General features: G+C 74.3%; 15 protein-coding genes. 9 read left to right on the top strand and 6 right to left on the bottom strand.

Features of this window, described 5'->3' with window-relative positions; translation table 11 throughout:
• Window positions 1-552 (bottom strand): DUF1707 and FHA domain-containing protein, encoded by a 552-nt coding sequence (locus ACZ6CV_RS21530; protein WP_355805218.1) that lies wholly within the window; start codon window positions 550-552, stop codon window positions 1-3.
• 157 nt (window positions 553-709) lie between these two features.
• Here ACZ6CV_RS21530 and treZ point away from each other — a divergent pair, with 157 nt between their 5' ends.
• Window positions 710-2,455, top strand: a complete 1,746-nt coding sequence (treZ, locus tag ACZ6CV_RS21525; RefSeq protein WP_469252336.1) for a malto-oligosyltrehalose trehalohydrolase — start codon at window positions 710-712, stop codon at window positions 2,453-2,455.
• A 2-nt stretch (window positions 2,456-2,457) separates the two neighbouring features.
• Here treZ and ACZ6CV_RS21520 read toward each other — a convergent pair whose 3' ends face one another.
• The 3 genes from ACZ6CV_RS21520 to ACZ6CV_RS21510 form a co-directional block, all read right to left on the bottom strand.
• Window positions 2,458-3,627 carry an aminopeptidase P family protein gene (locus ACZ6CV_RS21520; protein WP_469252335.1) on the bottom strand — a complete coding sequence of 390 codons (1,170 nt, stop codon included), beginning with the start codon at window positions 3,625-3,627 and terminating at the stop codon, window positions 2,458-2,460.
• Between the two features lie 113 nt (window positions 3,628-3,740).
• Complete coding sequence (locus ACZ6CV_RS21515) at window positions 3,741-4,355, bottom strand: PDZ domain-containing protein (RefSeq protein ID WP_469252334.1); 615 nt, start codon at window positions 4,353-4,355, stop codon at window positions 3,741-3,743.
• Window positions 4,356-4,608: 253 nt separating this feature from the next.
• Window positions 4,609-5,481 (bottom strand): LysR family transcriptional regulator, encoded by an 873-nt coding sequence (locus ACZ6CV_RS21510; protein WP_469252333.1) that lies wholly within the window; start codon window positions 5,479-5,481, stop codon window positions 4,609-4,611.
• Window positions 5,482-5,599: 118 nt separating this feature from the next.
• On the opposite strand from ACZ6CV_RS21510, the gene ACZ6CV_RS21505 reads away from it, so the two are divergent.
• Window positions 5,600-6,346, top strand: a complete 747-nt coding sequence (locus ACZ6CV_RS21505) for a CTP synthase C-terminal region-related (seleno)protein (protein WP_469252332.1) — start codon at window positions 5,600-5,602, stop codon at window positions 6,344-6,346.
• On the opposite strand, the gene phsA is transcribed toward ACZ6CV_RS21505, so the two are convergent.
• Entirely contained in the window at window positions 6,343-8,169 is a 1,827-nt protein-coding gene (gene phsA, locus ACZ6CV_RS21500) for an O-aminophenol oxidase PhsA (protein WP_469252468.1), read from the bottom strand. The two genes, ACZ6CV_RS21505 and phsA, sit on opposite strands and share 4 nt — an antisense overlap.
• Window positions 8,170-8,400: 231 nt before the next feature.
• Window positions 8,401-10,605 (bottom strand): germacradienol/geosmin synthase Cyc2, encoded by a 2,205-nt coding sequence (gene cyc2 / locus ACZ6CV_RS21495; RefSeq protein ID WP_469252331.1) that lies wholly within the window; start codon window positions 10,603-10,605, stop codon window positions 8,401-8,403.
• Window positions 10,606-10,909: 304 nt separating this feature from the next.
• Between cyc2 and ACZ6CV_RS21490 the strand changes: the two genes are divergently transcribed.
• The 7 genes from ACZ6CV_RS21490 (at window position 10,910) to ACZ6CV_RS21460 (ending at window position 26,371) form a co-directional block, all read left to right on the top strand.
• A complete protein-coding gene (locus tag ACZ6CV_RS21490; protein WP_469252330.1) occupies window positions 10,910-11,065 on the top strand; it encodes a hypothetical protein in 156 nt (51 codons plus the stop codon).
• Between the two features lie 1,848 nt (window positions 11,066-12,913).
• Window positions 12,914-14,611 (top strand): hypothetical protein, encoded by a 1,698-nt coding sequence (locus ACZ6CV_RS21485; RefSeq protein ID WP_469252329.1) that lies wholly within the window; start codon window positions 12,914-12,916, stop codon window positions 14,609-14,611.
• The gene (locus ACZ6CV_RS21480) at window positions 14,584-21,276 is read left to right on the top strand and encodes a CHAT domain-containing protein (protein ID WP_469252328.1); all 6,693 of its coding nucleotides are present in this window, start codon (window positions 14,584-14,586) and stop codon (window positions 21,274-21,276) included. The genes ACZ6CV_RS21485 and ACZ6CV_RS21480 overlap by 28 nt, the downstream gene beginning before the upstream one ends.
• Window positions 21,273-21,632 carry a hypothetical protein gene (locus ACZ6CV_RS21475; RefSeq protein ID WP_469252327.1) on the top strand — a complete coding sequence of 120 codons (360 nt, stop codon included), beginning with the start codon at window positions 21,273-21,275 and terminating at the stop codon, window positions 21,630-21,632. Before ACZ6CV_RS21480 ends, ACZ6CV_RS21475 begins: the two co-directional genes overlap by 4 nt.
• A complete protein-coding gene (locus ACZ6CV_RS21470; RefSeq protein WP_469252326.1) occupies window positions 21,625-22,146 on the top strand; it encodes a nucleotide exchange factor GrpE in 522 nt (173 codons plus the stop codon). Before ACZ6CV_RS21475 ends, ACZ6CV_RS21470 begins: the two co-directional genes overlap by 8 nt.
• A complete protein-coding gene (locus tag ACZ6CV_RS21465; RefSeq protein WP_362366620.1) occupies window positions 22,143-24,284 on the top strand; it encodes an Hsp70 family protein in 2,142 nt (713 codons plus the stop codon). Before ACZ6CV_RS21470 ends, ACZ6CV_RS21465 begins: the two co-directional genes overlap by 4 nt.
• On the top strand, window positions 24,281-26,371 hold the full coding sequence (locus ACZ6CV_RS21460) for an Hsp70 family protein (RefSeq protein ID WP_469252325.1): 2,091 nt from the start codon (window positions 24,281-24,283) through the stop codon (window positions 26,369-26,371). The genes ACZ6CV_RS21465 and ACZ6CV_RS21460 overlap by 4 nt, the downstream gene beginning before the upstream one ends.
• The last annotated feature ends 4 nt before the right edge of the window (window positions 26,372-26,375 follow it).

Below are 26,375 nucleotides of genomic sequence, written 5' to 3'. Positions count from 1 at the left end.
TCAGCTTGTGGCGAGGCGGAACGACATCCGGCCGAAGCTCACGAGGTCACCGTCCTGGACGAGGGCGGCGCCGGTCACCCTGCGGCCGTTGACGGACGTGCCGTTGGTGGAGCCGAGGTCGCGCAGCACCCACATGCCGCCCTGCCGGCACAGCTCGGCGTGCACCCGGGAGACCGTGTCGTGGCTGAGCCGCAGGCCGTTGGCGGGGTCGCGGCCTATCCGCAGCGGGTAGAGGCCGTCGGGCGAGGGCAGCAGCAGCTTCGGGAGCCGCTCGGCCTGCCAGGCCCTGCGCAGCTTCATCGTGAACCCGGAGACCGCGCCGACGCCGTCGAGCACCCGGCGCGTCCAGCGGCCCTCGGTCCGCAGGTCCGCGGTGAGCACGGCCAGCTCGTCGGGCCTGCGGGCGGCGAGCACCAGCTCCATGCGCCGCACGAACGTGTCGTGGGAGAGCCTGCCCGCGGCCGCGCCCTCCTTGAGTGCGTCCAACGCCCGGTCCCGCTCGACGTCCGTCACCCTCGCGGGGTACGTGGAGAACTCGAAAGAGGATGTCACCAGGCGATTGTCCGGCAATCGCGCCCCGGGTGTCCAGGAGGGCGGGGACGGGGCCCGATCGGCCGCTTCCCGCACGCACAGCCGGTTTCTGACGCACCATGGGACGCACGGGTGCGGACAGCGGATGTGGCGGACAGCGGACGAAGGGGAACCGTCGGTGAGGTTCGAAGTGTGGGCGCCGGAGGCCGAGCGGGTCGTACTGGAGTGTGCGGGCGCGACGCACGCGCTGGAGCGCGACGGCGACCGCGCGGGATGGTGGTCGGGCGAGGCCCCGGCCGAGGACGGGACGCGGTACGGCTTCTCGGTGGACGGCGGTCCCGTCCTGCCCGACCCGCGCTCGCGGCGTCAGCCCGACGGCCCCGACGGGCTCAGCGCGGTCGTCGACCACGGCCGGTACGCGTGGCGCACGCCCTGGCCCGGGCGCGGGGTGCGGGACGCCGTCCTGTACGAGCTGCACGTGGGCACGTACACGCGCGAGGGCACCCTCGACGCGGCGGCCGGCCGGCTCGGACACCTCGCGGACCTCGGCGTCACCCACGTGGAGCTGATGCCGCTGTGCCCCTTCCCCGGGCGGCACGGCTGGGGGTACGAGGGGGTGTCGCTGTGGGCGGTGCACGAACCGTACGGCGGGCCGGAGGCGTTGAAGCGATTTGTCGACGCGGCGCACGCGCACGGCCTCGGTGTCGTCCTGGACGTGGTCCACAACCACCTCGGCCCGTCCGGCAACTACCTGCCCGCCTTCGGCCCCTACTTCACGGAGACCCATCAGACGCCCTGGGGCGCCGCGGTCAACCTGGACGCGCCCGGCTCGGACGACGTACGGGCATATCTGCTCGGCAGCGCACTGGCCTGGCTGCGCGACTACCGGCTCGACGGGCTGCGGCTCGACGCGGTGCACGCGCTGGCGGACACGCGCGCGTGCCACTTCCTTGAGGAACTCTCCACGGCCGTCGACGCGCTGGCGGACGAACTCGGCAGGCCCCTGTCCCTGATCGCCGAGTCCGACCTCGGAGACCCGCGCACCGTCACCCCGCGCGCGAGCGGCGGTCTCGGTCTGCACGCGCAATGGAACGACGACTTCCACCACGCGCTGCACACCGCGCTCACCGGTGAGGCGCAGGGGTACTACGAGGACTTCGCACGCGCCCCGCTGGCCGCGCTCGCCAAGACGATGACCCGGGCGTTCTTCCACGACGGGACGTACTCGACGTTCCGGGGCCGCGCCCACGGCCGCCCCGTCGACCGCGCGCGGACGCCCGCGTACCGCTTCCTCGGGTACAGCCAGACGCACGACCAGATCGGCAACCGCGCGCAGGGGGACCGGCTTTCGGCCGACCTCTCCCCCGGCCTGCTCGCCTGCGCGGCCGCGCTCACCCTCACCGGCCCGTTCACGCCGATGCTGTTCATGGGCGAGGAGTGGGGCGCGTCGACGCCCTGGCAGTTCTTCACCGACCACACCGACCCCGAGCTCGCCGATGCCGTACGCCGGGGCAGGCGGCGGGAGTTCGCGGCGCACGGCTGGGCCGAGGAGGACATCCCCGACCCGCAGGACCACGGCACCCGGGACCGCTCCTGCCTCGACTGGTCCGAGCCCGGGTCCGGCCACCACGCGCGCCTGCTCGCCTGGTACCGCGAGCTGATCGCCCTGCGGCGCACCCGCGGTGACCTGACCGACCCCGATCTGGCGGCGGTGCGGGTCGCGTTCGACGAGGAGGCGCACTGGTTCGCGTTCCGGCGCGGGGACCTGCGGATCGCGGTGAACCTCGGCGCGGAGCCCGTCGTGCTGCCGCTCGACGGGCGCCACGCGCGCGTGCTCGCCGCGTGGGAGCCGGTCGCCGCGCCCGGGGCGGACGGGGTGGTGCGGGTGCCCGCGGAGTCGTGCGTGATCCTGGCGGCGTCGTAGCGTCAGTCGACGACGGCCATCTCGCGGGCGGTGGTGTTCAGCCGCCGCCCGCCCTCCTCGGTGACGGTCACGATGTCCTCGATGCGCACCCCGAAGCGGCCGGGCAGATAGATGCCGGGCTCCACGGAGAAGCACATGCCGGGCACCAGCGGCTGCTCCTCGCCCTCGATCATGTACGGCGGTTCGTGGGTGGTGACGCCGATGCCGTGGCCGGTGCGGTGGATGAACCGCTCCCCGTAGCCGAACTCCGTGATCACCGCGCGGGCCGCGCGGTCGACGTCCTGGCAGGCGGCGCCGGGCCGCACCGCCGCACACCCCGCCGCCTGCGCCTCGCGCACCACGTCGTGCACGCGCTGCTCCTCCGCCGTCGGCTCGCCGACGTGCACCGTGCGGGAGGTGTCCGAGCCGTAGCCGTGCAGCAGGCCGCCGAAGTCGAGGACGACCATGTCGCCGTGCTCGATGACCCGCCCGCCCGCCTCGTGGTGCGGATTGGCGCCGTTGGGGCCCGATCCGACGACGGTGAAGTCGACCTGGGAGTGCCCGAACTGCCGTAGCAGGTCGGCGAGATCGGCGGCGACGTCCGTCTCCTTGCGCCCGGCGAAGCGGACCTTCTGGATCTCCTCGTACGTGGCGTCGGCAGCGGCCCCCGCCGCGGCGAGGCGCTCCAGCTCGGCGTCGTCCTTGACGGCGCGGAGCATCGGCAGCCCCTCGGTGAGGGACACGTAGGAGGTGCCGGGCAGCGTGCGCTGGAAGCCGAGCAGATGCATCGCCCAGGCGTTGTCGCTCACCCCGAAACGTCCGGAGGCGTCGAGGAGCGGGGCGGTGACGGCGTACGGGTCCTTGCCGTCGGTCCAGTCCCGCAGCGTGAGCGCGGGCGCACCCGCGGCACGCTCGGCGTCCGGCGCCTCCAGGGTGGGCACGACGAGGACGGGGTCCTGTCCGGCCGCGAGCACGAGCATCGTCAGGCGCTCGGTCGCCGCGGTGGGCCGGTAGCCGGTGAGCCACACGAGATCGGGCCCCGGGGCCACGAGAAGCCCGGCGAGCCCCGCCTCCGCGGCCTGGGCGGCGGCCCGCTCCATGCGGGCGCGGTAGTCGTCGGCGGTGAAGGGCGCGGGGGCGGCGGGACTGGGCACGGGGTCGGGCGCGGGGGTGGACGCGGGCGCGGGGCTCATGGGGACCTCCTGTTGGCTACGCCTGCATCTTGCCCCTGGCGGGGGGCGACCGCGAACGGGTTGTCGGGGGATCTCGGGGGGGGCTGGGAGTGGGTGCCTCGTGCCGAGCGGGGTCATGTCACGATGCCCGGCCTGATCGTCAGAGACTGGCGGGCGCCGCTCGCATGGCGCACCGTCAGGACGGCCTCCTTGCCGGGGCGGGCGGCACGGACCGCCGTGGCGAGCTCGGCCGCCGAGTCCAGGTGCCGCTTGCCGAAGGTGAGCACGGTGTCGCCACGGATCATGCCCGCGGTGTACCCGGGGCCGGGGATGTGCACGCCTACGAGCAGGGCGCCCGCGCCGCCGGGGGCGTCGACGGCCTCGACGCCGAGGGTGGCGGTCCTGGCCGGGGCCACGGGATCCGCGTGCGGCGCGGGGGCGGCCTGGGGCTTCGCGGGAAGGGGGCCGGGGCCGGGGGCGGTGGGCCCGGTGGCCGTCGGCGGGGTGGGGCCGGCGACGGACGCTCCCGGGGCGTGCGGGGCGATGTGCGGGCCCGGTGCGTTTGGGGCGATGTGCGGGCCGGTGTTCGGGGCACCCGGCGCCTTGGGGTCACCCGGCCCCCGCCCCGCCGCCGCCTTCTGCATCTCGGCCAGCTTGCTCATGCCGATGACGGTGGCGCCCACCGTGCCGAGGCCGACGCCCGCGAGGACCAGGACGGCCGCGAGGAGCAGCCCGGACAGCAACGTCATCAGACGGCGACCGCGCCGGCGCGCGGCATGCGGACGACGGCCTCGACCCGACCGCTTGCCCGAACGTTCGTCTGGGGCTACGCCCTGCTCCTGACCCGGGTTCTGGCCCTGATCCTGGCCCTGAACCTGGCTCTGGTTCCGGTCGGACGGCCCGCCGGGGCGCCGCCCCGGCATCGGCTTGGGACGCAACGTGGTCTGATCCATGGCTCGCCTCCGGCCACAGCCCTACCCTGAGCCACCCCGCGGCGACGCCTCACGAACGGGTGACGTCCAGCTGTGCGGCCAGCACCGCCGCGGGCCGGCGCAGGGCGCCGGCGTATATGAGCTCGGTGCGGTGGACCACGCGGGGCGCGGTCAGCGGCACGGCGACGGTACCGGGCGCCTCCTCGGCGGCGGACCGGGGCAGCAGGGCGAGACCGCGCCCCGCGGCGGCCAGCGCGGCGAGGGTACGCAGGTCCGTGCCGTCGTAGCGCAGCGCGGGCCGGAACCCCGATGTGCCATTGGCCGGGCGGAGTTGGGGCAGCGGAAGACCGGTGCCCGGCGCGTCGAGCCACCGCGCGTCGACGAGATCACCGAGGCGCAGGCCGGCCCGACGGCTCAGCGGATGGTGCTCGGGAAGCAGCACGGAGACGGGTTCCTCGGCGACGCCGCGCGCGGTCAGCGGCGCGACGTCCGGCAGCCGCAGGGGGTCGCTGGGCGCGGCGAGGCCGTCGACGAGGCCGAGGTCGGCGGCGCCGGTCGCGACGGCGGCGGGGATCTCGTCGCGGGGCAGCACGGTCAGGGTGACGCCCGTCGCGGGCAGGGCCCGGACCGCTCGCCGGGTCAGGGCGGTCGGCGTGGTGGCGAGCGTCAGGGTCTGCTCGGGACCGGCGGCCGCCATGCGGACGACCTCGGCGCGGGCGGCGTCCAGGCGCAGCAGCAGGGGTGCCGCGTGCTCCAGGAGGCGGACGCCCGCCGGCGTGGGCATCACCGGGCGGCGGGTCAACAGGGCGGCGCCGAGGTCCTGTTCGAGGGCGGCGATGTGCTGGGAGACGGCGGACTGGGTGTAGCCGAGCTCGCGGGCGGCCTCGGAGAACGAGGCGAGGCGGGCCACCGTCACGTACGTGCGCAGGAGGTGCGGGTCCATGGCCCAAGGGTCGCCCACCCCATCAGAGACGCTCATGGAGGCCCCATCAGAGACGCTTATGGCGGGAGCAGACTTCGTCGTTGGACGTGAACCTCGGGGCGCGGTCAGGATCACAGGCATGACGACCCACGCCCCCGCGACGACCCCGCATGCGCCCTCCCCCACCGCCCGCCTCGCCCTGATCGGCGACCGCTCGCCGAACGTGACCGCCCACACCCGCATCCCCCTCCTCCTGGACGCCCTCGCCGCCCAGGACCATCTCGTCCTCGACGCGTACTGGATCCCGACCACGGACGCCGAAGAGCCGGGCGCCGTACGCGGCTTCGACGCGGTCTGGGTGGTGCCGGGCAGCCCGTACCGCAGCGAGGCGGGCGCGCTGGCCGCGATCCGCACGGCGCGCGAGGACGGCGTGCCCTTCCTCGGCACCTGCGGCGGCTTCCAGCACACGCTCCTGGAGTACGCGCGGAACGTGTGCGGACTGACCGGCGTCGCGCACGCCGAGAACGACCCCGACGCCGACGATCTGCTCATCGCGCCGCTCGCCTGCTCGCTGGTCGGCCACGAGGGCACGGTGACGATCACGCCGGGCTCCCTCGCCGAGTCGGTGCTCGGCGCCGACCGGACCGTCGAGCGCTACCACTGCTCGTACGGCCCGGGCGCTCACCTCGACACGCTGCGGGCGCACGGCCTGCGCTTCACCGGTCAGGACGAGGAAGGCCGGGTGCGGATAGCCGAACTCCCCGGCCACCCCTTCTTCCTGGCCACCCTCTTCCAGCCCGAACTGTCCGGCGACGGCTCCCGACCGCACCCGGTCGTGCGCGCACTGGCCCGTGCCGCCGTACGGCACGCGCTGGTGACCGCCTAGCCGGCCGAACCCCCGTGCCCCCCGTGGCCGCCGTGCCCCGCGCCGTGGTCGAACTTCAGGGCCTCCTTCGGCATCACGACGAAGGGCCGCATCATGCCCATGTCCTCGTGCTCCAGGAAGTGGCAGTGGTACATGAACCGGCCGTACGCCCCGTCGAACCGGCCCATGACGCGCAGCATCTGCCCGCCGGGGACCCGGAAGACGTCCTTCCAGCCGTGCTCGTTCGGGGCCAGGGGGATCGGCCGCCGCGGGTCGGGGGCGACCGGGGCGCGGGTGCCGCCGAGCGTGACGTCGAAGCCCGAGACGTCGTACGTGTCGCGGCCGAGGAGCTGGAAGTCCGCCAGGTGGATGTGCATGGGGTGGGTCACCGGCGGGTTCACGGCGAGGTTCAGGAAGCTCCACTGTTCGTGGCTGCCCTCGGCGATGGTGATGCCCAGGCCGTCGTTGAAGGTTCGGGCGATCCGGCGGTAGGTGGTGACCTTGCCGTCCGCGCCGCGCAGCTGGATGATCCCCTCGGTCGGGACCTGGAGGTCGACCGGCTCCTCGACCTGGGCCATCTCCCAGATCTCCGGGTGTCCGCCGCCACCCTTGGTGGCGGGCGGGGTCAGCACGATCAACCGGTGGCCGTGCTCGACGTCGTGCGTGAGCGGGCGGAACGAACCCGAGAGGATCTCCGGCAGCTCGAATCCGTCCGGCTCGCCGCACTCGCCCACCCGGAACTCCATGACCTGGGGGTAGCGCACGTCCCCCGGCACGTCGGGCACCCCGGGTGCCTGGTCCCGCCCCTTGTTGACCAGCCGCAGCCGCCGCCCGGCGAGCCCCCTGAAGTCGATGAGCAGGTCCATGCGCTCGGCGGGCGCGACGGTGAGGGTGGTGAGCGCGCCCTCGAAGTCGACCGGCACCGGGCGCGGCAGGAGTCCGCCGTCGCTGCCGATCTGGTGGAGGACGCCGGGCACGGGCTGGTCGTCCTCGTCGATCAGCACGAGGTCGTAGATGCGCGCGTTCGACGCGTTGAGCAGCCGGAAGCGGTACCACGCCGCGTCCACGTCCGCGTACGGCCAGATGCGGCCGTTGACGGTGGTGTAAGGGCCCGTGAAGGGCAGCGTGACCGGCTTGCCCGTCTCGGGGTTCTTGGGGTCGATGATGGTGGTCTTGTGCAGGAGGCGGCCGTTCAGCCGGTCGTCGCCCTCGTCGGTGTCCAGGTTGCGATCGGCGATGATCAGCGGGATCTCCCGCTCACCGCACGGGAGTTGGAGGGCGCCCTCCTCGTCGTCACGGACCAGGTAGGCGCCGTAGAGGCCCGCCATCACGTTCCACCGCGTGATGTTCATGGCGTGGTCGTGGTACCACCACTGGACCGCCTGGTGGTCGTTCGGGTACTCGGAGAGCTGGGCGTCGCCGTATCCCACGGCGTTGTCCGCCCAGCCGTCGTTGCCGCCGCCGGTCTGCGCGCCGTGCAGGTGCGTCACCGCCCAGGCGGGCAGGTCCGCCACGTCCTTGTCGGGCTCGACGCCCGCGCGGCCGGGCTCGGTGCTGGGCGGCGGGTCCCGCCGCGGGTCGCCGAGCGGCACCTCGACGGCCGTGACGGGATACTCGCCGCGCGGGATGCGGTTGGTCCAGGCGACACGGATCCGCTGCCCGCGCCGCACCTCGATGGTGGGTCCCGGCACGCAGCCGTCGTACCCCCACATCAGGGTCGGCGGGAGCTGCGGGTGCAGGCGCACCCAGGTCGGCCGCAGCGCGATCTCCGTCTCCTCGCGCACGTCCGCGGAGTCGGGCCGCAGGACGGGCGGCACCGTCAACGGCGCGACGAACGGCGTCAGTTCGCCCTCGGCGGGCGCGTTGGTCGCGGATGCCTGGGGCGCGGACGTCTGAGCCGCGGACGCCCCGGCTGCGGGCGCCCGGACGGCGGACGCATTGGCCGCCGCCCCTTCCTCCGCCAGTTGTTCCGTGATGCGGTCGATGATCTCGGTCACGATCGAACACCCCCGTGTTCTTCCCCCGTGTCGCGGCCGGGTCAGCGGCCGCCTTCACTTCAGATGACTCCCGGCGCCTCAGCGAAGTTCCACGAACCCAGCATTCCGGATGAAACCATCCGAAGGGGTGATCCCTGCGGGGACCCTCGGCATCTGGTCGGGCACGAAACCGTGGGCGCGCCGGGCCAGGTCCGCCGCGCCGTAACGCCGGCAGCCCCGGTGCCAGTTCACGATGCCGGCCATCCAGTTCCGCAGGTCCTCGACGTAACCGTCCAGCGCCGTCCGCGCCTCCCGGGACAGCCCGAAGTCCTCGTACAGGGCGGGGAATTCGTGCGCGGCGACGTGCTCGAACTGCTGCATGCGCTGCGTGGTCAAGTCGTGGATGACGCGCAGGCCGTCGGCGTAGTCGCAGCCGAAGAAGTTCTGCACCACCAGGATGCCGTTGTGGATCTCGCCCTCGTACTCGATCTCCTTCTGGTACGAGAAGATGTCGTTCACGAGCATGCCGTAGTCGATCGCCGCGTTCTCCAGGGAGCGCACGGGGCCGCTGCGGTAGATCTCGGGCGGCACGGAGGGGCCGTGGCCCATCCGGCACAGGCTCAGGGTGAGGTCGGAGCCGAAGGTGGCACGGCGCATCTCCAGGTAGTCGACGGGGTCGGGGACGCGGTTGTGCAGCTGGTTGAAGACCTCCCACACCCAGCTCTCCACCATGATCCGTACGGCGTGCCGCAGCGGCTCGCGCTGCTCGTCCGTCATCGCGCGGGTCGTGCGCACCCAGAGGTCGACGAGGCCGCGCTCCATGGCGTTCGCGGGCACCTGCGCCGGCTCCCCCTCCAGAGGCATGCACGCGACGAGCCGCTCCGTGCTGAGCCGCGCCGCGGCGAGGTCGCGCCGGTGGCCGAAGACCAGGGGGTAGTAGTCGTCTCCGTACGTGCCCCAGGCCAGCCACTGCGAGCTGAGGTCGAGGGCCTCCTGAGTGCCGTCCGGGTCAAGCCCCGCGGAGCACAGCGGGAGGTCGTTCGCGGCGAGTTTGTCCTCGTCCCAGACGCCCTCCGAGAGGATGCCCATGGCGTGCGACCAGCCGACGAGCTGCTCGCGCGCGGCGTCCAGACCGGGGTTGAGCCGCAACGGGAACGGCATGTAGAGGTCGGGGATCCGGGACGGGCCCACCTTCTGGAAGGGCACGTGCGTGAAGGCCCGCAGGCGTTCCGCCCCGGCGGACGCGAGCAGCGCGCCCACGTCCGCGCCGGACGTCCCGATGCCCGTCGGCCCGGACAGCGGGGAGGAGTCCAGCGCCCCCTCGTTCATGTAGCGGCTGGAGCGCAGATGCCAGGCGTGGCCGCCGGACTGCCAGTCCTGCAGCCCCCTGGTGTACGCGGCGACGGCGGCGACCTCGGGCGGCGTGAGGCCCTTCTCCAGGGCGAGGGCGGGCACTTCGGTGACCGCGGTGTGCTCGAACTGGTGCAGCCGTGAGGTCAGGACGTCGTTGACGGTGTCGGCGGCCTCCTGGGTGGTGCAGTCGAAGAAGGTCTCCAGAACGAGCACTCCATTGCTGAGCTCGCCCTCCTCCTGGACCTCGCGCTGGTACGAGAACAGGTCGTTCCTGAGGTGGACGCCGTCGGCGAACGTCTCCATGAGGACGCGCAGCGGCCTCGACTCGGCCACGGCGGCGGGCACTTCGGCGGTCGCGTACTCGATGAGCCCCGCCGACCAGGGGGCGCCGCCCACCTTGCGGCGCATCTCGATGTACTCGACGGGGTTGGCGATCCGCCCTTCGTTGATGTTGGACAGCTCCCACATCGACTCGTTGAGCAGATGCTCCGTCGACAGCGCGAAGCGGCGGCGCCAGTCGAGGGACATCGCGGGCACGGTGCGGGCCCACAGGTCGGCCAGGCCCGCCTCCACGGGGTTCCGCGGCTCGGGCACGGGCGTCGCCAGGTCCATCGGCATGAAGAGCGGCAGACGGTCCAGGTGGGCCTTGCCGGCCGCGCGGTCCTGGGTGCGCTTGTACATGTCCAGGAAGTGGTCGTCGAAGAAGAAGACCCACACGTACCAGTCGGTGATCAGCGACAGCGCGGGGCCGTCGCAGTCCGGGTGGGTGTACGCGCACAACAGGCCGTAGTCGTGCGCGTCGAGGTCGCTCTGCTCCCAGATGCCGGAACCTTCCAGCATGCCCATGTCCCGCGCCCACCGCGCGGAGTGTGTGCGGGCCTCCTCCAGGTGGGGGTTGAGCCGCGCGGTGTACGGCATGTAGAAGTGCGGAAGTTCGAACGGCTTCGTCATGGCCCGGCCCTACCCGGGGGCTCCGGTCGCCATCCGCGGCGGGGCACATGATCGCACCATCGCGTGAATCGGGGGCGCGACGGGGAGTGCGGGGGCGTGCGCGGAGGTATGGCGCCCCGGACCGCCCGCGATGCCCCTGGTGGGGCCCCGTGGGCGGCCCGGGACGGCGCCCCGGGCCCGCGCCCTGTGTGCGTGCCCCGGATCCTCTCCCTGGATCGCCCGTACCGAATCCCCGGTTTCCCCGCGTGCGCACGACGTACGGCCCTAGGCTGCCGTCCACGCCCCCCGGAAGGAACCCATCTCCATGACCGATGCGTATGCGCTGCCGCGCGCGGTGCGGATCCTGGACCGTGCGGCCTCCGAAGGCTCGCGTCAGGCGCGGGCCGCCGTGTTCGCCCGGCCCGGCGCCGGCGCCCCGGTACGCGGGCGGCGTCCGGACCTTGACGAGACCGCCGGCTGACCGCCGCCGACCGGAGGACGCGGCGGACCGGCTGCCACGGAACGGGGGCTGACTGTGACTGCGCAGACCGCGCGTGCGGGCGATACGGGTGGCGTGTACGACTCGGGTGCTTCGGGTGGCTCGAGTGCTTCGGGTGGCTCGGGTGGCTCGGGTGACATGCGGGACTCGGGTGACATGCGGGACTCAGGTGAGGTGGACGGGCTGACCCGCGCCGAACAGGCGTGCGTTGACGGGGAGTCGGCGCTGGAGCGCGGCGACACGGTGGCGGCGGAGAAGCACTTTGGCGTGGCCTTGGGGTTGGTCTCGGGGATGGACTCGGCGTCGATGTCGGCGTCGCCACGCGAGCACGGCCCCGCGGAGGGCGACGAGGGCGAGGGTGGAGCCTCGGAGGGTGGGGCGCGCGTGGTCGCGCGGGCGCGGACCGGGGCGGGGCGGGTGCTGCTCGCGCGTGGGGATATCGGCGCGGCCGAGGCGGAGTTCGCACGGGCGAGCGAGTTGCGTCCTTCGGCGGCGGGGCCGTTGCACTGGCTGGGCTGCGCGGCAGCGCACCGCGGTGACTTCGGTGCGGCCGAGCGCCACTTCACGGCGGCGCTCGCGTGCGCGGTGCCGCATCGCCGTAGCCGCGTACAGCGCGCGTACGTGCGGGCCCGCGCGGGCGACGCGCAGGCCGCGCTGAACGACCTCCGCGCGGCGGCCCTGACGGGCCCCCTGGACGACGAGGCCCGCTGGGTCCTGGCCACCCTGTCGACCCGCTCCCCGCGCGAGATCTCCCTACGCCTCCGAAGGGCGGCCCTCACCGCACTGTCGAACGTGACGTCGGATGGGTCGGGCAGCGGCGGTGGGGGGTGGGAGCGGGCCGGTGAGTTGATTGAGGCTGCGTTGGTGGTTGAGGGGGGTGTTGGGGCCCACGAGGCCAATGGGGTCCAGGGGCCTGTTGAGGTCGAGGGGGCGCCGGGGGGCGAGAGGGTGCGGGGCACTGATGGGACGCACGGTGCTGGAGGGGCTCAGAGGGCGCGTGCGGGTGGGGGCGCGAGGGATACCGGTGGTGCACTGGCGGCTGAGGGTGCGCAACGGGCGACGGGACCTCTCAGAGGCGAGCAGGAACCCTACGGAGCCGGGGAGTTCGGAGGCCCCACCGGAGCCGAGGGCGCGGGGCGGGTGGAGGGCGGCGCCCATGCGGTGGAGGGCGGCGGCGCCCATGCGGTGGAGGGCGCTTACGGCGACTACGGCGCCGTAAACAGCGGCGGCGCTCACGGTCCACTAGGGGCCCATGCCTCGACCGGCCACCCGCAGGGCGTCCCCACCCAGTGGGACAACGACGCGGGGCGCCCCGGGGGCGTGCCGAGCGACCTCGATGCGACGACGCCCAACCACGCACACGAACCCAACGACCCCCAGCAAGCCCACAGCCCGCAAAATGCACCCGCCCCACGGCACGATGAGGCCGGACAGCCCGGGCGCGGGCCGAGTGGAGTCGGTGGAGGCGACGCCCCCGATACGCACGGGACCGACGTCGCCCGGGGGTCCGACCGTTCAGGTCAGACCGACGCCCCCCACGCCTACGAGGTCGACGTCACGCAGCGAACCCCTGGCTCGGGACGCGCCGGGCGGGCCGCGGCTACGGCGAGCACCCATGACGCGTACGGCGGTGACGACGCCACCCGGCGTGTCCACGGGCCGGAGCAGGCAGCCGACGACGTGCGAGCAGCCGGCAATGCCGCAAGGTCCCGCACTCTGGGCGCAGTTGGTGGTGGGAGCGGCGGGCCCGGAGCGGCCGACACACTCGGTGTTCAGAACGCGCCGGGAGCCGGGGGCCTCCCCGGACATGAGGACCTCGACGCCGGGCGCGTGCCGCGCGACGCTCACGGGCTGCGAGAAGACGACCGTACGCACGGTGGTGTCGACGGCGCCCCCTCGGGCGGCTGTGACGGACTACCCGGCGACCATCCCCGTACAAGCGGACGCGCCCCGGCGAGAGGCTGGGCTCCGGGCGGTGACCTCACCCCAGAGGTCTGGGACTTCGCCCCGCTCTACGCCGTCGCCCTGGTACGCAGCAGGCGGCGTGCCGCCGCCGTCGCGTTGCTCGGGGACGCCGTCCGGCACGACCCCGCCGACCACCGCGTCACCCACGCCCTCGCCCTCGCGCTTCTCCACTCCCCCGCGCACGCCCCCGTAGAGGCCGCCATGGAGGTGGCGGAGCCAGCCTCCACGGACGGGCCGGGCCCCGCCACGTATCCCGCGGACACCGCGCCCGCGCCCGCCCCCATGCCGACCACCTCGGTCGCGGAGCCGTCCGGCCCCTCCCCCGACTGGGCCCAGTGCATCGCCGCCTGGGCCGCCCTGCTCCACGACGACAGGTTCTGGACGCACGTCCTGGACGGCGCCGGGGGGCGGTACGGCGTGGCCGTCGAGGGGGACCTCGTGCCCGTGCTCCGGGCCGGGCTGCGTGAGGAGTTGGAGCGGCGCATGCCCGGCGACGACGTCGGTATGCGTGTCGCGCCCGGCCCGCTGCTCCAGCGTGAGGCCGACGCCGCGAAGCTGCTCGCGGCAGTCGGTGGCTTCCCCTCCCCCGGCCGAGAGAACGGGGAGAAGGGGGACGACGGCGTGCCACTGGTCTGTGGGCCCCTGCGCATCGCCCAGCTCGACCGGACCGCCGAGTTCGGTGCGTTCGCCGCCGCGCAGGACGCCGCCTCCCCGCACCCCTCCCTCACGTACGCCTTCTCCGAACTCGGCTTCGCTCAGCCTCTGTTGGGCCAGCACAAGGCACGCGACGCCCTCGCCGCCCTCAGCGAGCTGCGCTGCTCCGCGTGTCGGGCCGCGCGCGGCGGTCCCGGGGGCGCAGCCGTGTGCGAGCCGGGGTGCGCCCGCTTCGACGAGCTGAACCCCGGGTACGCCGGGCTCCCCGACAAACATCGCCGACTCGCCCTGGACGCGCGGGGACTCGCCCTGGAGGCGCGGCTCAGCATGGGGATCGGTGAACTGACCTCGCCGCGACCGGACTTCGCGGCCGCGGCCGCGTACTGGTGTCGCGCGCTGGTGCACAGCAGGGAGCTCGACCGGTACCGCGAGACGCAGACCGCCATCGTCGACATGGCGCTCGGCGCCGCGCGCGCGGCGCACCGGCAGGGGCTGCTGAGCCTCGCCGTGTCGACGCTCGACGCGACGCGTTCCGTCATCGGGGCCAATGAACGGCCGCGCCTGGAAGGCCAGTTGGCGCGCGTCCTCGCCGATCGCGGGATCTCGGTGGCCAACGACGAGGAGGCGTTGCTCGACCAGCCCGCCGCGGATCTGCGCCGCTCCGTCGCGTTCAACCCGCACCTGCTGCGGACGCAGGTCAGCCTCGGCATCGTGCTGCGCGGGCTCGCCGCGGCCCGCTGGGGCTCCGGCAGCCTGTCGGGCGCCGCGGCGCTCCTGCGGGAGGCCATCGACCAACTCACCGCCGCGCTCGTCCACTTCCCCGACGACCCCGACCTGGAGGAGCAGCGGGAAGCCGCCGTCGCCGACCTCAACCACGTCATGTGGCAGCCCGACGAGAGCGAGCAGTGAGGGCCGTGCTCGCCTACGAGGAGCTGCGCATCCGGATCCGCCGCGTCGGCGCGGCCCGCTATCTGATGACCGCCAACGGCCCGGCCCGCGCGGCCGAGGTGATCGCGGTCGGCTCGGAGCCGGCCGCCTTCCGCGACCAGTGGGACCGGCTGATCGCGACGGAGCTCGGGTACGGGCCGCCGGACGGGCTGTGGGACGGGGCGTCGGACGGGCCTCCGAACGGATCGCCGGACGGTCCGCACGCAACCGTGCCCCGGCTGCGCGCGCTGGGGCGCGATGTGTTCCGGCTGCTGTTCGGCGACGGGCGGCCGGCGGCGGAGGGTGACGCCGGGCAGACCGGCGAGGGGGGCCGCGAGGGGGTGGGGTCGCGTGTCGGTGTGTGCGTCGACGCCGCGTTCGACCGGGCCCAGCGGATGAGTCCGCCGCGCGGGCTGCGGATTCGCTTCGACCTGCCGCCCGAGCTGCGCGATCTGCCCCTGGAGTCGTTGTGCGCGCCCGCGGACAATCCGCAGCAGACGTTCGCCCTCAACCACGGCTATTCGCTGGTCCGTTCGCTGACGGGCGGGCCCGTGGGGAAGCAGCGGCTGCCGGAAGCGGGCGACGAGCCGAGTGTGATCCGGCTCCTGGTGGCCTGCGCGTCGCCCCGCGGGCTCGAACGGCTGCGGGCCGCCGAGGAGGTGGCCACACTCCGCCGTGACCTGTCCGAAGTGGCCGTACACCTCACCGTGTTGGAGCAGACGACGCGTGCACGCCTCGACCGGGCCCTCGCCACCCATCCCGAACTGCCCACGGCCGTCCTGCTGATCGCACACGGGACGTACGACGAGAAGATCGGCAAGGGCGTGGTGGCCCTGGAGACGGAGAGCGGCGGCATCGACCGGGTGCCCGCGGATCTGCTCAGCTCGACCCTGCTGAACGCCCGGCGGCTCAGGCTCGTGGTCCTCAACCTCTGTTCCGGGGCGGACAGTTCGCACCTCGAACCCTTCTCGGGTCTCGCCCAGTCCCTGATCGGTGGCGGGGTGCCCGCGGTGGTGGCGATGCGGGGGCGGGTCAGCGATGTGTCGGCGGGCGCGTTCAGCCCCGAGCTGCTGAAGGGCATCGCGGCGAACAAGACCGTCGACGAGGCCATGGCCGCGGCGCGGCTGCGCATCTACCACCAGCCGCAGCACACGGCGGTCGAGTGGGCGACCCCCACGCTGTTCCTGCACGAGGAGTGCCGGCAGGGCTGGTTGTTCAAGGCCCGCGAGGTGCAGGACGACGCCTTCGAGGCGCAGGACGCCGGGAGCGGAGGCGGGGGCGGGAGCGGGGGTGGGGGCCGGGCGGTGGCGGATCCGCTGCGGGAGGGTGCGGAGGCGCTGCGGACCCTGAAGAGCCATGTGGGGCACGTCCGTTCGGCGGATCTGATCGTCGCGGCCCGCTTCCAGCGTGACCTCGGGAACTGGGAACAGGTCCAGCGGACCCTGATGGCGCCCACCCAGGTCTACGCGGACGAGCGGCGCCGGATGCAGGCAGAGGCGGCCTTCGAGCAGGCCTGGCCCGAGCTGGACAAGCTGTGCGCGCTGCTCGCGGGCGAGCGGGATGCGCGGGGCGCCGAGGCGCAGCTCGACGTGGTGCGCGAGCGGCTGCCGGGTGCCCTGCCGGGCGCGCTGGAGGCGGAGGTCGCCGGGCTGCGGCGGCTCGCCGCGCTCGTCGACGAGGCGCGGGCGGCGGAGGCGGCGGCCGACTGGGCGACGGCGATCGACCGCTACGAGGACGTGCTCGCCGCGCGGCCGGGTGGGCTGCGGGACGTGGCCGAGCGGCTCGCCGCGGCGCGCGACGAGCTGCACGTCGCACGGACCTGCGAGGCCGCGGAGTCGGCGCGGCGGGCGGGCGACTGGGGGGCGGCGGCCCAGTCGTACGCGGCCGTCCTGACCCTGCGCCCGGGCCACCGGACGGCGACGGCGTGGGTCTCCTACGTGGCCGGAAGGACCGCAGAGGCGAACGAGGACTGGCCGACGGCACAGTCCGCGTACGCCGCGTGCACGGAGGTCGAGGGCGCGGCACAACGAGCGGCGTACGCGCGGGGCCGGGCGGCCGCGGAGTCGGGGGCGTGGGCGGCGGCGCGGGATGCGTTTGCGGAGGCGGGGGGTGGGTCCGTGGCCGCGGCCGAAGCCGGGACCGTAACCGAGGCCGAAGTCGGGTCCCAGGTCGACTGCCGTAACTGGTACGGGTACTGCGCGGGCCGGGCCGCCGATGCTGCGGGGCTGTGGGACGCGGCGGTGGCGGGGTACGCGGCGGCTGGTGGGTTCGAGGACAGCTCGGTACGGCTGTTGTACGCGCGCGGGCGGGGCGCGGCGGAGGCGGGCCGCTTCGCCGACGCCCTCACGGACCTCGCGGCGGCGGCCGCGCGGGACTGGGACACGGAACCGTTCCTCGGCGAACTGCGTCGGCGCGTGTACGAGGCCGCGCTGACCGCCACGGAGGCGGCCGACTGGCCGGCCGCCCTCACCCATCTGACTCCGCTCCCCGAGGACTACCGCGCGGTGCGTGCGCTGCGGCGGTACGCGGAGGGGAAGTTGGCGGCGGGGGCGGGCGAGTGGGGGGCCGCTGCGGAGGCTTTCGGGAAGTGTGTGGCCGCCGGGGGCGCGGGCCGGGGTGGGCGTGCGGCCTCTGGCCAGGGCCCGTTCGGGAGTCGGGTCGGGGCTCGCGGGGCCGAGGCCGAAGTCGAGCCTGCGGGTGGTGGGGACGGGTCGTTCGGGATCGGGGCCGCCAACCAGACCAGCGCCGGGGCCACCGGCCAGGGCTCGTTCACCAACGGGGCCGGGGCCGGGGGGACGGGCCTCGCCACCGAGTCCGGGACCGAGCCCGAGGCCGCGCCCGCATCCACCGACGAGCGTCCCTCCGGAACCAAGCCCCGCACCCCTGCCAAGGGCACCCCCGGCAACGGACCTGGCGCCCACGGAACCGATACCCATGCCGAGTCCGGGACCGAGCCCGACGCCGCATCCGCATCCGCATCCGCATCCGCATCCGCCGACGAGCGTCCCTCCGGAACCGAGCCCCGTACCCCTGCCGAGGACACCCCCGGCAACGGTCCCCGGGCCCACGGGGCCCACGGAACCGATACCCATGCCGAGTCCGAGCCCGGCGCCAGACCTGCGCCCGCGGACGAAGGCCCCTCCCGTAACGGGACCGAACCCCGCACCGGCAGCAGCGCCAACCCCACCTCCGACGCCGCAACCGGCCCCGCCCACCACCCGTACAGCGTCCGGGACGGCGACCACGTTCAGGCCGCCGTAGGCGCGCCGCACACCTGCGCCGGGCATCCCCTCGCCCAGGGCGGCGATCGAGCCGCCGCCGGCGTGGTCGATCGCGTGCTCGCGGACGCCGCGAACCTGTGGCGGTACGCCCGCGGGCGGCTGTGTCAGGCGCGGGGGCAGTGGGACGACGCGCTCGCCCTGTTCGTGGGGCTGCCGTCCGAGGTCGCCGACGTGCCCGACCGCGTGCTGTACGCGCGGGGGCGGGCCGCGGACGCGCGGGGCGAGTGGAACGGAGTCATCGACGGGTTCGGCCGGCTGCCCGACACATACGCGGACGGCGAGGTCGGCGTCCGCCGCCTGTACGCACGCGCGCGCGTGGCCGCCGATCTGCGCGACGACTGGCCGGCGGTCCTCAGCCTGCTCACCGGCGTACCGGACGGGGCCCGCGAGGGAGCGGTGGGAGCCCTGCGCCGCAAGGCCGCCGGCCGCCGCGCGGAGGCGACCGGCGACTGGGCCGCCGCCTGCGAGATCTACGCCCGCGCCTTCCCCGACGGCCCCCCGGACCCATCGACCCCACCGGTCCCCTCGATCCCTCCAGCCCCGGCCCCACCGCCCCCACCGCCCCCGGCGCCCGGCCGGACCCCCACCACCCCCAAGCCCGCGGACCCTGACACCCCCGCACCCCGACCCCACCCTCATCCCACCCCAACCCCCGACCCCGAAGCCCTCCCCCTCTACCGCTACGCCCTCGCCCGCTCCCACGAAGCCTGCGGGCAATGGCAGGAGGCGCTCAAGCTCTACCTGCACCTGGACGACGCGTGGGGCGACGTCCCGCTGCGGCGGCGCTACGTGCGGGCCCGCGTCGAGGAAGAGCGCGCCGAGGGGCGCGAGGCCTGGCAGCGCGTGGCCGACGCCTACGCCGCGTTGGAGCAAGACCACGTGCGGGCGGACGGCCCGGACTCCGACATCGCCGCCCGCGGCCGCTACGCACGCGTGCGTGCCGCCGAGGCCGACGCCGACTGGGCCGGGGTCGCCGCCGAGGCCGACGCCCTCGGCCCGCACCGGGACGCCCCCGCCGTCGCCGCCTACGCGCGCGGCCGCCTCGCCGACGCGCACCAGGAGTGGCAGAGCGCCGCCGACGCGTTCCGGCAGTGCCCCGGCCACCGGGACGCCGACGCCCATCTGGCGTACGCCGAGGGCAGGTTGCTGGAGGCGGCGGGCCGCTGGAGCGACGCCGTCGCCGCGTACGAGCGGGCGGGCGGCGCCCTCGACCGGGCCGACGTGCGCTGTCGCCGGCTGCGGCGGCTCATCGGGCTGCTCCCGTGGGCGGACGGCCTCATCGCCGCCCCGCTCGTCGCCGATCCGTTCGCCGTGCGGGACCAGGCGTTCCCGTACCTCGCCCTGCGGGACGCGGGCGTCGACCCGGGTGCCTCGATGGACGTGGTCAAGAACGCCTCGTACGCCCTGTTGGAGCGCGGCACCATGTCGTGGCACGAGCGGGTCGCGCTGGAGCGGCTGCGGCTGCCGGGCCGGCGCCTCCAGCTCGACGCGCTGCTCTACCGCTGGCACGCCCCCGACGCCCTGCGCGAGGCCCTCGCCTCCCTCTCGCCGGACGAAGGGCCCGGCCTCCTGGACGCCCTGTGCGCCCGCTCGCCGCAGGACGCGCCGCTGCTGCTCCTGCTCGCCCGGGACCGCGAGACGGCCGCCGCCGAATGGGAGCGGCGATTGAAGCAGGCGCCCGGTGACATGGCCGTGGTGCACGGGCTCGCCGCCGCCCGGCTGTGGCAGGCGCAGGAGCTGGAGCAGAGCGGGGCGTGGGAACACGCGGTGCGGGCCTGGGAGTCGGCGCTCGCGTACTGGGCGACGCTGCTCAGCGACGACGAGTACTGGGACGGGTGGCGGGTCGAGCGGGCCGCCGCGTACCGGCGCGATCTGACGCACGACGACATGGCCTCGCTGCGCTGGGAGCTCAGCCAGCACCTCTTCGAGCAGCTGTCGGCCTACGAGCAGCGCCACTCCGAGCAGGACCGCCCGCAACAGGCGGCCGCCTACCAGGAGTTGGGGGCGCTGCTTGAGTCGGAGCTGGGGGGTGCGCGGGTACTGAAGGACGTCGGCGGTCTGCCGTCCGTGCCGGGCGCGGGCGCCACCCTCGCCTGCGGTCCGCGCTATCTGCGGCTGCTCTGTCTGCAGGAGCCGTTCGCCGCGCTGGCCGCCGAACTCGACGCGGCGGCCCTGCAGGGCAAGGACCCCGGCGAGTACGCGGTACGGGAACTGCGCTGGGCCTTCTCGGAGTTGGCGCGGAGCTTCGCCCTGTGTGAGGTGCGCAAGTTCGGGTCCGCGCTGCGCGCGCTGCCCGCGTTCCGCACCCTGACCACGCTGCCGGACGACTGCGCGGGACCGGCCGCGGAGGCGGGCCACGCCGAGGAGTGCGGGCACTGCCAGGATTTCCTGCGCCGCAACCCCGCCTACGTACGGCTGCCCAGGCGCCACGCCCGGCTGCTCCAGGACGGCGTCGAACTCGCCGTGCACATCCGTCTCGCACTGGCCAAGACCGCGCTGACGCGTGGCGACGGCGGGCTCGGCGAGGCCCTGGAGCAGTGGGGCGAGCTGGTGAAGGTGTCCCGCAACGCCGGGATGCAGGCCCGCTCCAAGAAGGCGGTGATCCGCACCGTGCTCGGCCGGGTCGAGGCGCTCACCGACGAGGACGGCGTGCACCTCGGCGGCTGCCTGGACGAGGCCGTCACGCTCGTCGAGTCGGTCATCGAGGTGCTGCACCCGCTCGACCGCGAGCTCTTCAGCCAACTCAACGCCAAACTCTCGGCGTTGCTCTCCATGCGCGGCGTGTGGCGCGGCTACACCCGTACCAAGCACGGCATGTGGTCCGACATGCACGGCGCCGAGGCCGACCTGCGCCGCGCCCTCGCCCTCAACCCGGAGTCGAGCCACGCCCGCGACAACCTGGCCCGCGCCCTCGTCTTCACCCTCGACGAGCGGACCCGCGAGGTGCCGACGCGGCTCAAGCTGCTCCACGAGGCGCTCGGCCTCCTGGACGTGGGCCTCGGCCAGGCGCTGACGCACCGCTACCGCGAGACGCTCGGCGAGGCACTCGACGAGCTGGAGAAGCTGATCACCCGGCACCTCGGGGTGGTGGGCATGGGCGACCTGATCCGCAGCGACAGCCAGGAGACACCGCCCGACGACGACGATCTGCCCGCCTGGGCCGCGGAGTTGACCGGTCGGGCCGAACGGGCGCTGCTCGGCGGCGACATCCTGTGGGCGCTGCACCACCTGATCCGCGCCACCCGCGCGGAACCCACCGACCACCGCATCAGACGGGCCCTGCTCGGCGCGGCCCACCGCTGGCTCGCCGAACTCGGGCCCGGCACCACGGCACCCCGGAACCAACAAGGAGGCGGCGTCGCGTGATCAAGGACCCCTGCGCGGACGGGGACGGACCTCTTCCCTACGATGTGCTCGCCCCGGCGGGCGTGACCCCCTGGACGACCCACCGGGACATGCAGGAGGTCTCCTTCGAGCTGCTCGCCCGGCATCTGATGACGCCCGCCACCCAGCAGGCGTGGGACGCGCTGCGCAGTGTGCGCCGCAGAATCCTGGTCGATCTGCTCCTGTACGACGTGGACCTCGCGGCCGAAGTCCCGCGTGCCCTCGCGGACGTCGACCGCGCGCTGGCGGCCGAGCCCGCCCCGCAGGACCCGCCGCCGAGCACCCTCCCGGAGGCCTCGGCGCGGCTCCTGGACGACCTGATCCGGTTCGATGTCTGACCCGACGGCCCGGCTCGTCTACGAGCACGCCCGCGCGCTCGCCGCCCGTGACGCCGCCCACCAGGCGCTCACCGAACGGCTGTTGCTGCGCTGTGCCGACGCCATCGACTCGTTCGACCGGCTCCTCGCCGACGGCGCGGCGAGCGATGTGGAGACGTACCGCGGGAGCCTGGCCCTGATCGCCGGGCAGCTGGAGCGGGACCTCGCCGAGGAGGGCCTCGAACGCGTCGGCCGTGTCGGCGAGCGGGCCGAGCCCGCCACGCACCACATCGCCGACGTGCGGCCCGCGCCGCCCGGCGGGCGCGGCGACGAGGTCCTGGAGGTCCTGCGGCGCGGATACCGCTACCGGGGGCACCTGCTGCGCGCCGCCCGGGTGGTCGTCGCCGTCGAGGACGGCACGGAACAAGACGGCACGGAACGAGACGGCACGGAGCACGGCGGCACGGAGCACGGCGACACGGAACGGCGCGGCAGCGAACGACGCGGCACCGAACAAGGGACGGAGCGAGAATGAAGGCCATCGGCATCGACCTCGGCACCACCAACAGCGTGGTCGCCGCCCACGATCCGCACCGCGCGGACATCGCGGTGCTGACCAACAGCAAGGGCGAGCGGCTCACCCCGTCCGTCGTCGGCGTCGTGCACCGCGACGGCAAGGACCAGCCGCTGGTCGGTGAGGACGCGCTGAACTGGGCGGTCCGCCAGCCCAAGGAGACCATCGTCTCCGTGAAGCGGCTGATGGGCCGGGACTTCGCGGACGCGCCGGTGGCCAAGGCGCGCGACCGGATGAGCTACGACATCGTCGAGGGCCCCGACGAGGACCCGCGCGCGTACGTGCTCCTCGGCGGGCGGGCCCGCACCCCGGCGGAGATCTCCAGCGTGATCCTGGACAAGCTGGTCAGGGACGCCTCCCGGGTGCTCGGCGAGCCGGTGACGCACGCCGTGATCACCGTGCCCGCGTACTTCCGCGACGCGCAGCGGGCCGCCACCCGGGAGGCCGCCGAGAAGGCGGGCCTGGTGGTGAAGAAGATCGTCGACGAGCCGACGGCCGCCGCGGTCGCCTTCGGCCTGCACAAGCCGGGCGGCGAGCGCAGCCGGGTGCTCGTCTACGACCTGGGCGGCGGCACCTTCGACATCTCGATCCTCAACACGGTCAAGGACAAGGAGGGCCACAGCCAGTTCCAGGTGCTGCGCGCGGCCGGTGACATCTGGCTGGGCGGCGACGACTTCGACCTGGCCATCGTGGAGCGGATCATCGCGTGGATGCGCGAGGAGCACCACGTCGACCCGTCCGGCGACAAGGCGTTCCTGTTCCAGGCGAAGAAGGCCGCCGAGCGCGCCAAGCGGGAGCTGAACGACCTGCCCGAGACGTACATCGTGATCCCGGCCGCGTACCGCAGCGAGAACGGCGTCCTCGACGTCGAGATGAAGCTGACCCGCGGCGAGTTCCAGTCGATGATCGCGCCGCTGGTGACCCGGACGATGGAGCTGGTCCAGGAGTCCCTGGCCCGGTACGAGCTGTCCACGGACGACATCTCCGACGTGCTGCTGGTGGGCGGTGGCACGCTCACCCGGCCCGTGTACGAGGCGGTCGAGGCGTTCTTCGGCGCCGCCAAGGTGCGCAGGAACATCAACCCCATGGAGTGCGTGGCCTTCGGCGCGGGCGTTCTCGCGGAGACGCTGCGCGGCGTGGAGTGCTCGGACGCGGAGTGCGCGAAGGTCAACGACTACGGTGCGGACTCCTGTACGGCCTGTGGCCGCAGCCTCGCCGACGGGCGCTCCAAGGGCGACACGGGCCTGTACGAGTCGACGCCGATGGCCATGGGCATCGCCGCGATCAAGGGCAGCCAGCGCGACGTGTTCGTCGAGATCATCGAGGCGGGCTCGCCGTACCCGCTCTCCGAGCCCCGCAGGCGCACCTTCCACGCCACGGACAGCCGGCGCATCCGGGTGCCGGTCTACGAGGGCGACAGCAAGGTGGCCAGCGAGAACCACGAACAGGGCGTGGTCGAGTTCGAACTGCCGCAGGAGATCGAGATCAACCGGCAGGTGGACGTCTCCTTCAACTACTCGGCGGACCGCATCATCACGGTGAAGATCTCCGTGCGCGGCACCGACATGGTCCTGGAGGCCACACCCAACCGCGAGAAGCCGCGCACGCCCCCGCCGGAGCCGGTGGAGGAGCTGGACAGCGCGGTGCTGCGCGAGCAGCTGGGCTACGCCGAGCGGGAGGCCGACCACTTCCTGAAACGGTACGGGCCCTACATCGAGCCGGTACAGGCGATGAAGGTGCGGCGCGACATCGAGCAGGCGCAGCGGGCGGCGGCGATGGGCGACAGCGGCGAGTACAAGCGCCTGACCGAACTGCTGCTCGACGACATGTACCGGCAGTGCGGTCTGGCGAGCCAGTTCCGCCAGGCGGAGCTCGCCTCGGAGGGCGCGCCGCCGGAGACCGTCCGGCAGATCAACGAGGCGGTCGAGTTCGTCAAGCAGGCCCACCGGCAGGGCAACCGGGTGACGACGGCCCAACAGGCCCGCAACCTGGTCAACCTGGTGGCGGTCGCCCAGTCCGAGCGCGCCGTGCCCGCCCTGCCCGACCGGCCGGACTACGAGGGCATCCTGCGGTTCGCCGAAGAGACGGCCGGCGGATGACGCGACCGCGGCAGACGGCCCGGCCCGCGCCGGGTCCGGGCGCGGAACCGGGAGCAGGACCGGGGGCGGGATCGGACACCCGGGCGACACCGGTCAGCCTCGGCATCGACTTCGGCGCCACGGGCATCCGCGCGCTCTACGCCGCGCAGGACGGCGCAGCCCACCGTCTCGCGGCGGAGTGGGGCGACGGGCCGTGGCTGCTGTGCGAGCCGGCCGCCGCCGGTGAGCTGCCGGTGACGTTCCCGAGCCTCAAGAGCCGTCTGGGCAGCGGCCGTCCGGTGCATCTCGGGGGCAAGGCGGTGGACGCGGACCGGATCGTGGCGCGGCTGCTGCGGTCGGTGCGCGAGCGGGTGGAGGCGGTGGCGCAGGGGCGGGTGGCGCAGACCGTGATCAGCGTGCCCGCGTACTTCGGTTCGGCGCAGCGGGCCGCGCTGCGCGACGCGGCGCGCGAGGCGGGCCTGGAACCCGCCCGGCTCGTCAACGACTCCATGGCCGCGGTGATCGGCCACATGACGGAGCGGGACAGCGGCACGTGCCTGGTCTACGGCATGGGGTACGAGGGGTTCGAGCTCGGTCTGATCCGCAGCGTGCGCGGCCACTTCCGCTCGCTCGGCTACGAGGGCGGGGCGACGTCGGGCGGCCGTTCCTTCGACGCGGAGACGCTCTCGTCGGCGGTACGGCTGCTGCGCAGACACCGCGGGGCGAGTGCGGTCACCGGGGTGGACGCCGCGGTGTGGCAGGAGCTGCGGGCGCGCGGTCAGGAGGTGCGGGAGGCGCTCAGCGCGCCGGACGGCCCGGCGGCGGCACGGCTCGATCTGGACCTGGGCGCCGGGCCCGCGCTGTGGGTGCGCATCGCGCGGCCCGATCTGGACACGTACCTGGAGCGCCATGTGGGGCGCACGGTGGACCGGGCGCGGTCGCTGCTCGACCAGTCGGGGATGACGCCGATGGACGTCGACACGGTGCTGCTGGTGGGCGGCAACACCCGGATGGAGCAGGTGCGTTCGCGGGTGGCGGTGCTCGGTGCGCGGAGCGTGCAGGCGCCGCCGGAGGTCCTCGCGCTCGGCGCGCTGCGGCACGCGGTGCGGCTCGCGGGCGGCGCGGCGTCCTCGGGCCCCGCCGCCCTGGAGGAGGGCCCGCTGGAGCCCGACTCGTCGGCCCAGGACACCCTCTCGGACGCCCCGCCGCTCGCGGCGACGCTGGTGGGCGCGGAGGAGGAACGGGACACGGGCGGTGCGGTACGGGAGGGGGGCGCCGGACACCGGCCGGGCCTCGTCCCCGATCCGCGGACCACGCCGCCACCTGGCACCACCCTCACCCCCGGCGCCGCGCTCACCCCCGGCACCCCCCTCACCCCCGGCGTCGCGCTCGCCTTCGGCACCGCAGCCGGGCCCGGTCCCTCGCCCGACACCCACCTCACGGACGACGACGGCGCGGCGGGCCGGGGCGTGGCGCACGCCAGGCTGCTCGCCCGGCAGGGGCGCGCGGGCGAGGCGGTCACGCTGCTGCACGAGATCATCGCCGAGGCCCAGGAACTGCTCGACGCCCTGCACCGCCCGGCGGAACCCCCGGTGTCCGGCGCCCCGCCGCCCAATGGCCCCACCCCCGCCCCGACCCTGGACCCCGCCTCCCGACGCCAACTCGCCCGCGCGCAGGCCTTGTTGTCGCTCGGACGGTACGACCACGCCGTTCAGGCCGCGCACATCGCCTGGCAGGACGCGGCGACCCGGCCGGCCGGCGCCGACATGCTGGACGCGATGATCGACGTGCACTGCGCCGCCGCGATGGCCGACATGGCGCCCGAACACTTCGCCGACGCCGAACGCTGGCTCAACTGCGCCTACGGCCACGATCCGACGAACGTGCGCGTCCGCGGCCTGCTCGCCGAACGCACCTACCGCCACGCGGTGGAACTCGACCGGCGCGGGGAGCGGGATGAGGCGATTGAGGCCCTGCGGAAGTGTCTGACATGGGATCCTGAACACGCCGACGCGGGAGCCCTGTTGCGGCGTCTTGCCCGTGGTGGCAGGAACCGGCGCGGCAGAGGGGACGTCCTCGGACAGAGGCCCCTCGAACCGCCGCCGTGAGGCA

The sequence above is a fragment of the Streptomyces sp. NPDC041713 genome, assembly GCF_055591085.1.
Note: the sequence above shows the minus strand (reverse complement) of the source record. Positions and strands in the feature narration are given on the sequence as shown.

Bases quoted from the DNA above. Each gene is read 5' to 3' on its own strand.
- ACZ6CV_RS21520 (WP_469252335.1), bottom strand. From the start codon at position 3,627: ATGAGCCCCGCGCCCGCGTCCACCCCCGCGCCCGACCCCGTGCCCAGT.
- ACZ6CV_RS21515 (WP_469252334.1), bottom strand. From the start codon at position 4,355: ATGACGTTGCTGTCCGGGCTGCTCCTCGCGGCCGTCCTGGTCCTCGCG.
- ACZ6CV_RS21510 (WP_469252333.1), bottom strand. From the start codon at position 5,481: ATGGACCCGCACCTCCTGCGCACGTACGTGACGGTGGCCCGCCTCGCC.
- ACZ6CV_RS21505 (WP_469252332.1), top strand. From the start codon at position 5,600: ATGACGACCCACGCCCCCGCGACGACCCCGCATGCGCCCTCCCCCACC.
- cyc2 (WP_469252331.1), bottom strand. From the start codon at position 10,605: ATGACGAAGCCGTTCGAACTTCCGCACTTCTACATGCCGTACACCGCG.
- ACZ6CV_RS21490 (WP_469252330.1), top strand. From the start codon at position 10,910: ATGACCGATGCGTATGCGCTGCCGCGCGCGGTGCGGATCCTGGACCGT.
- ACZ6CV_RS21470 (WP_469252326.1), top strand. From the start codon at position 21,625: ATGTCTGACCCGACGGCCCGGCTCGTCTACGAGCACGCCCGCGCGCTC.
- ACZ6CV_RS21465 (WP_362366620.1), top strand. From the start codon at position 22,143: ATGAAGGCCATCGGCATCGACCTCGGCACCACCAACAGCGTGGTCGCC.
- ACZ6CV_RS21460 (WP_469252325.1), top strand. From the start codon at position 24,281: ATGACGCGACCGCGGCAGACGGCCCGGCCCGCGCCGGGTCCGGGCGCG.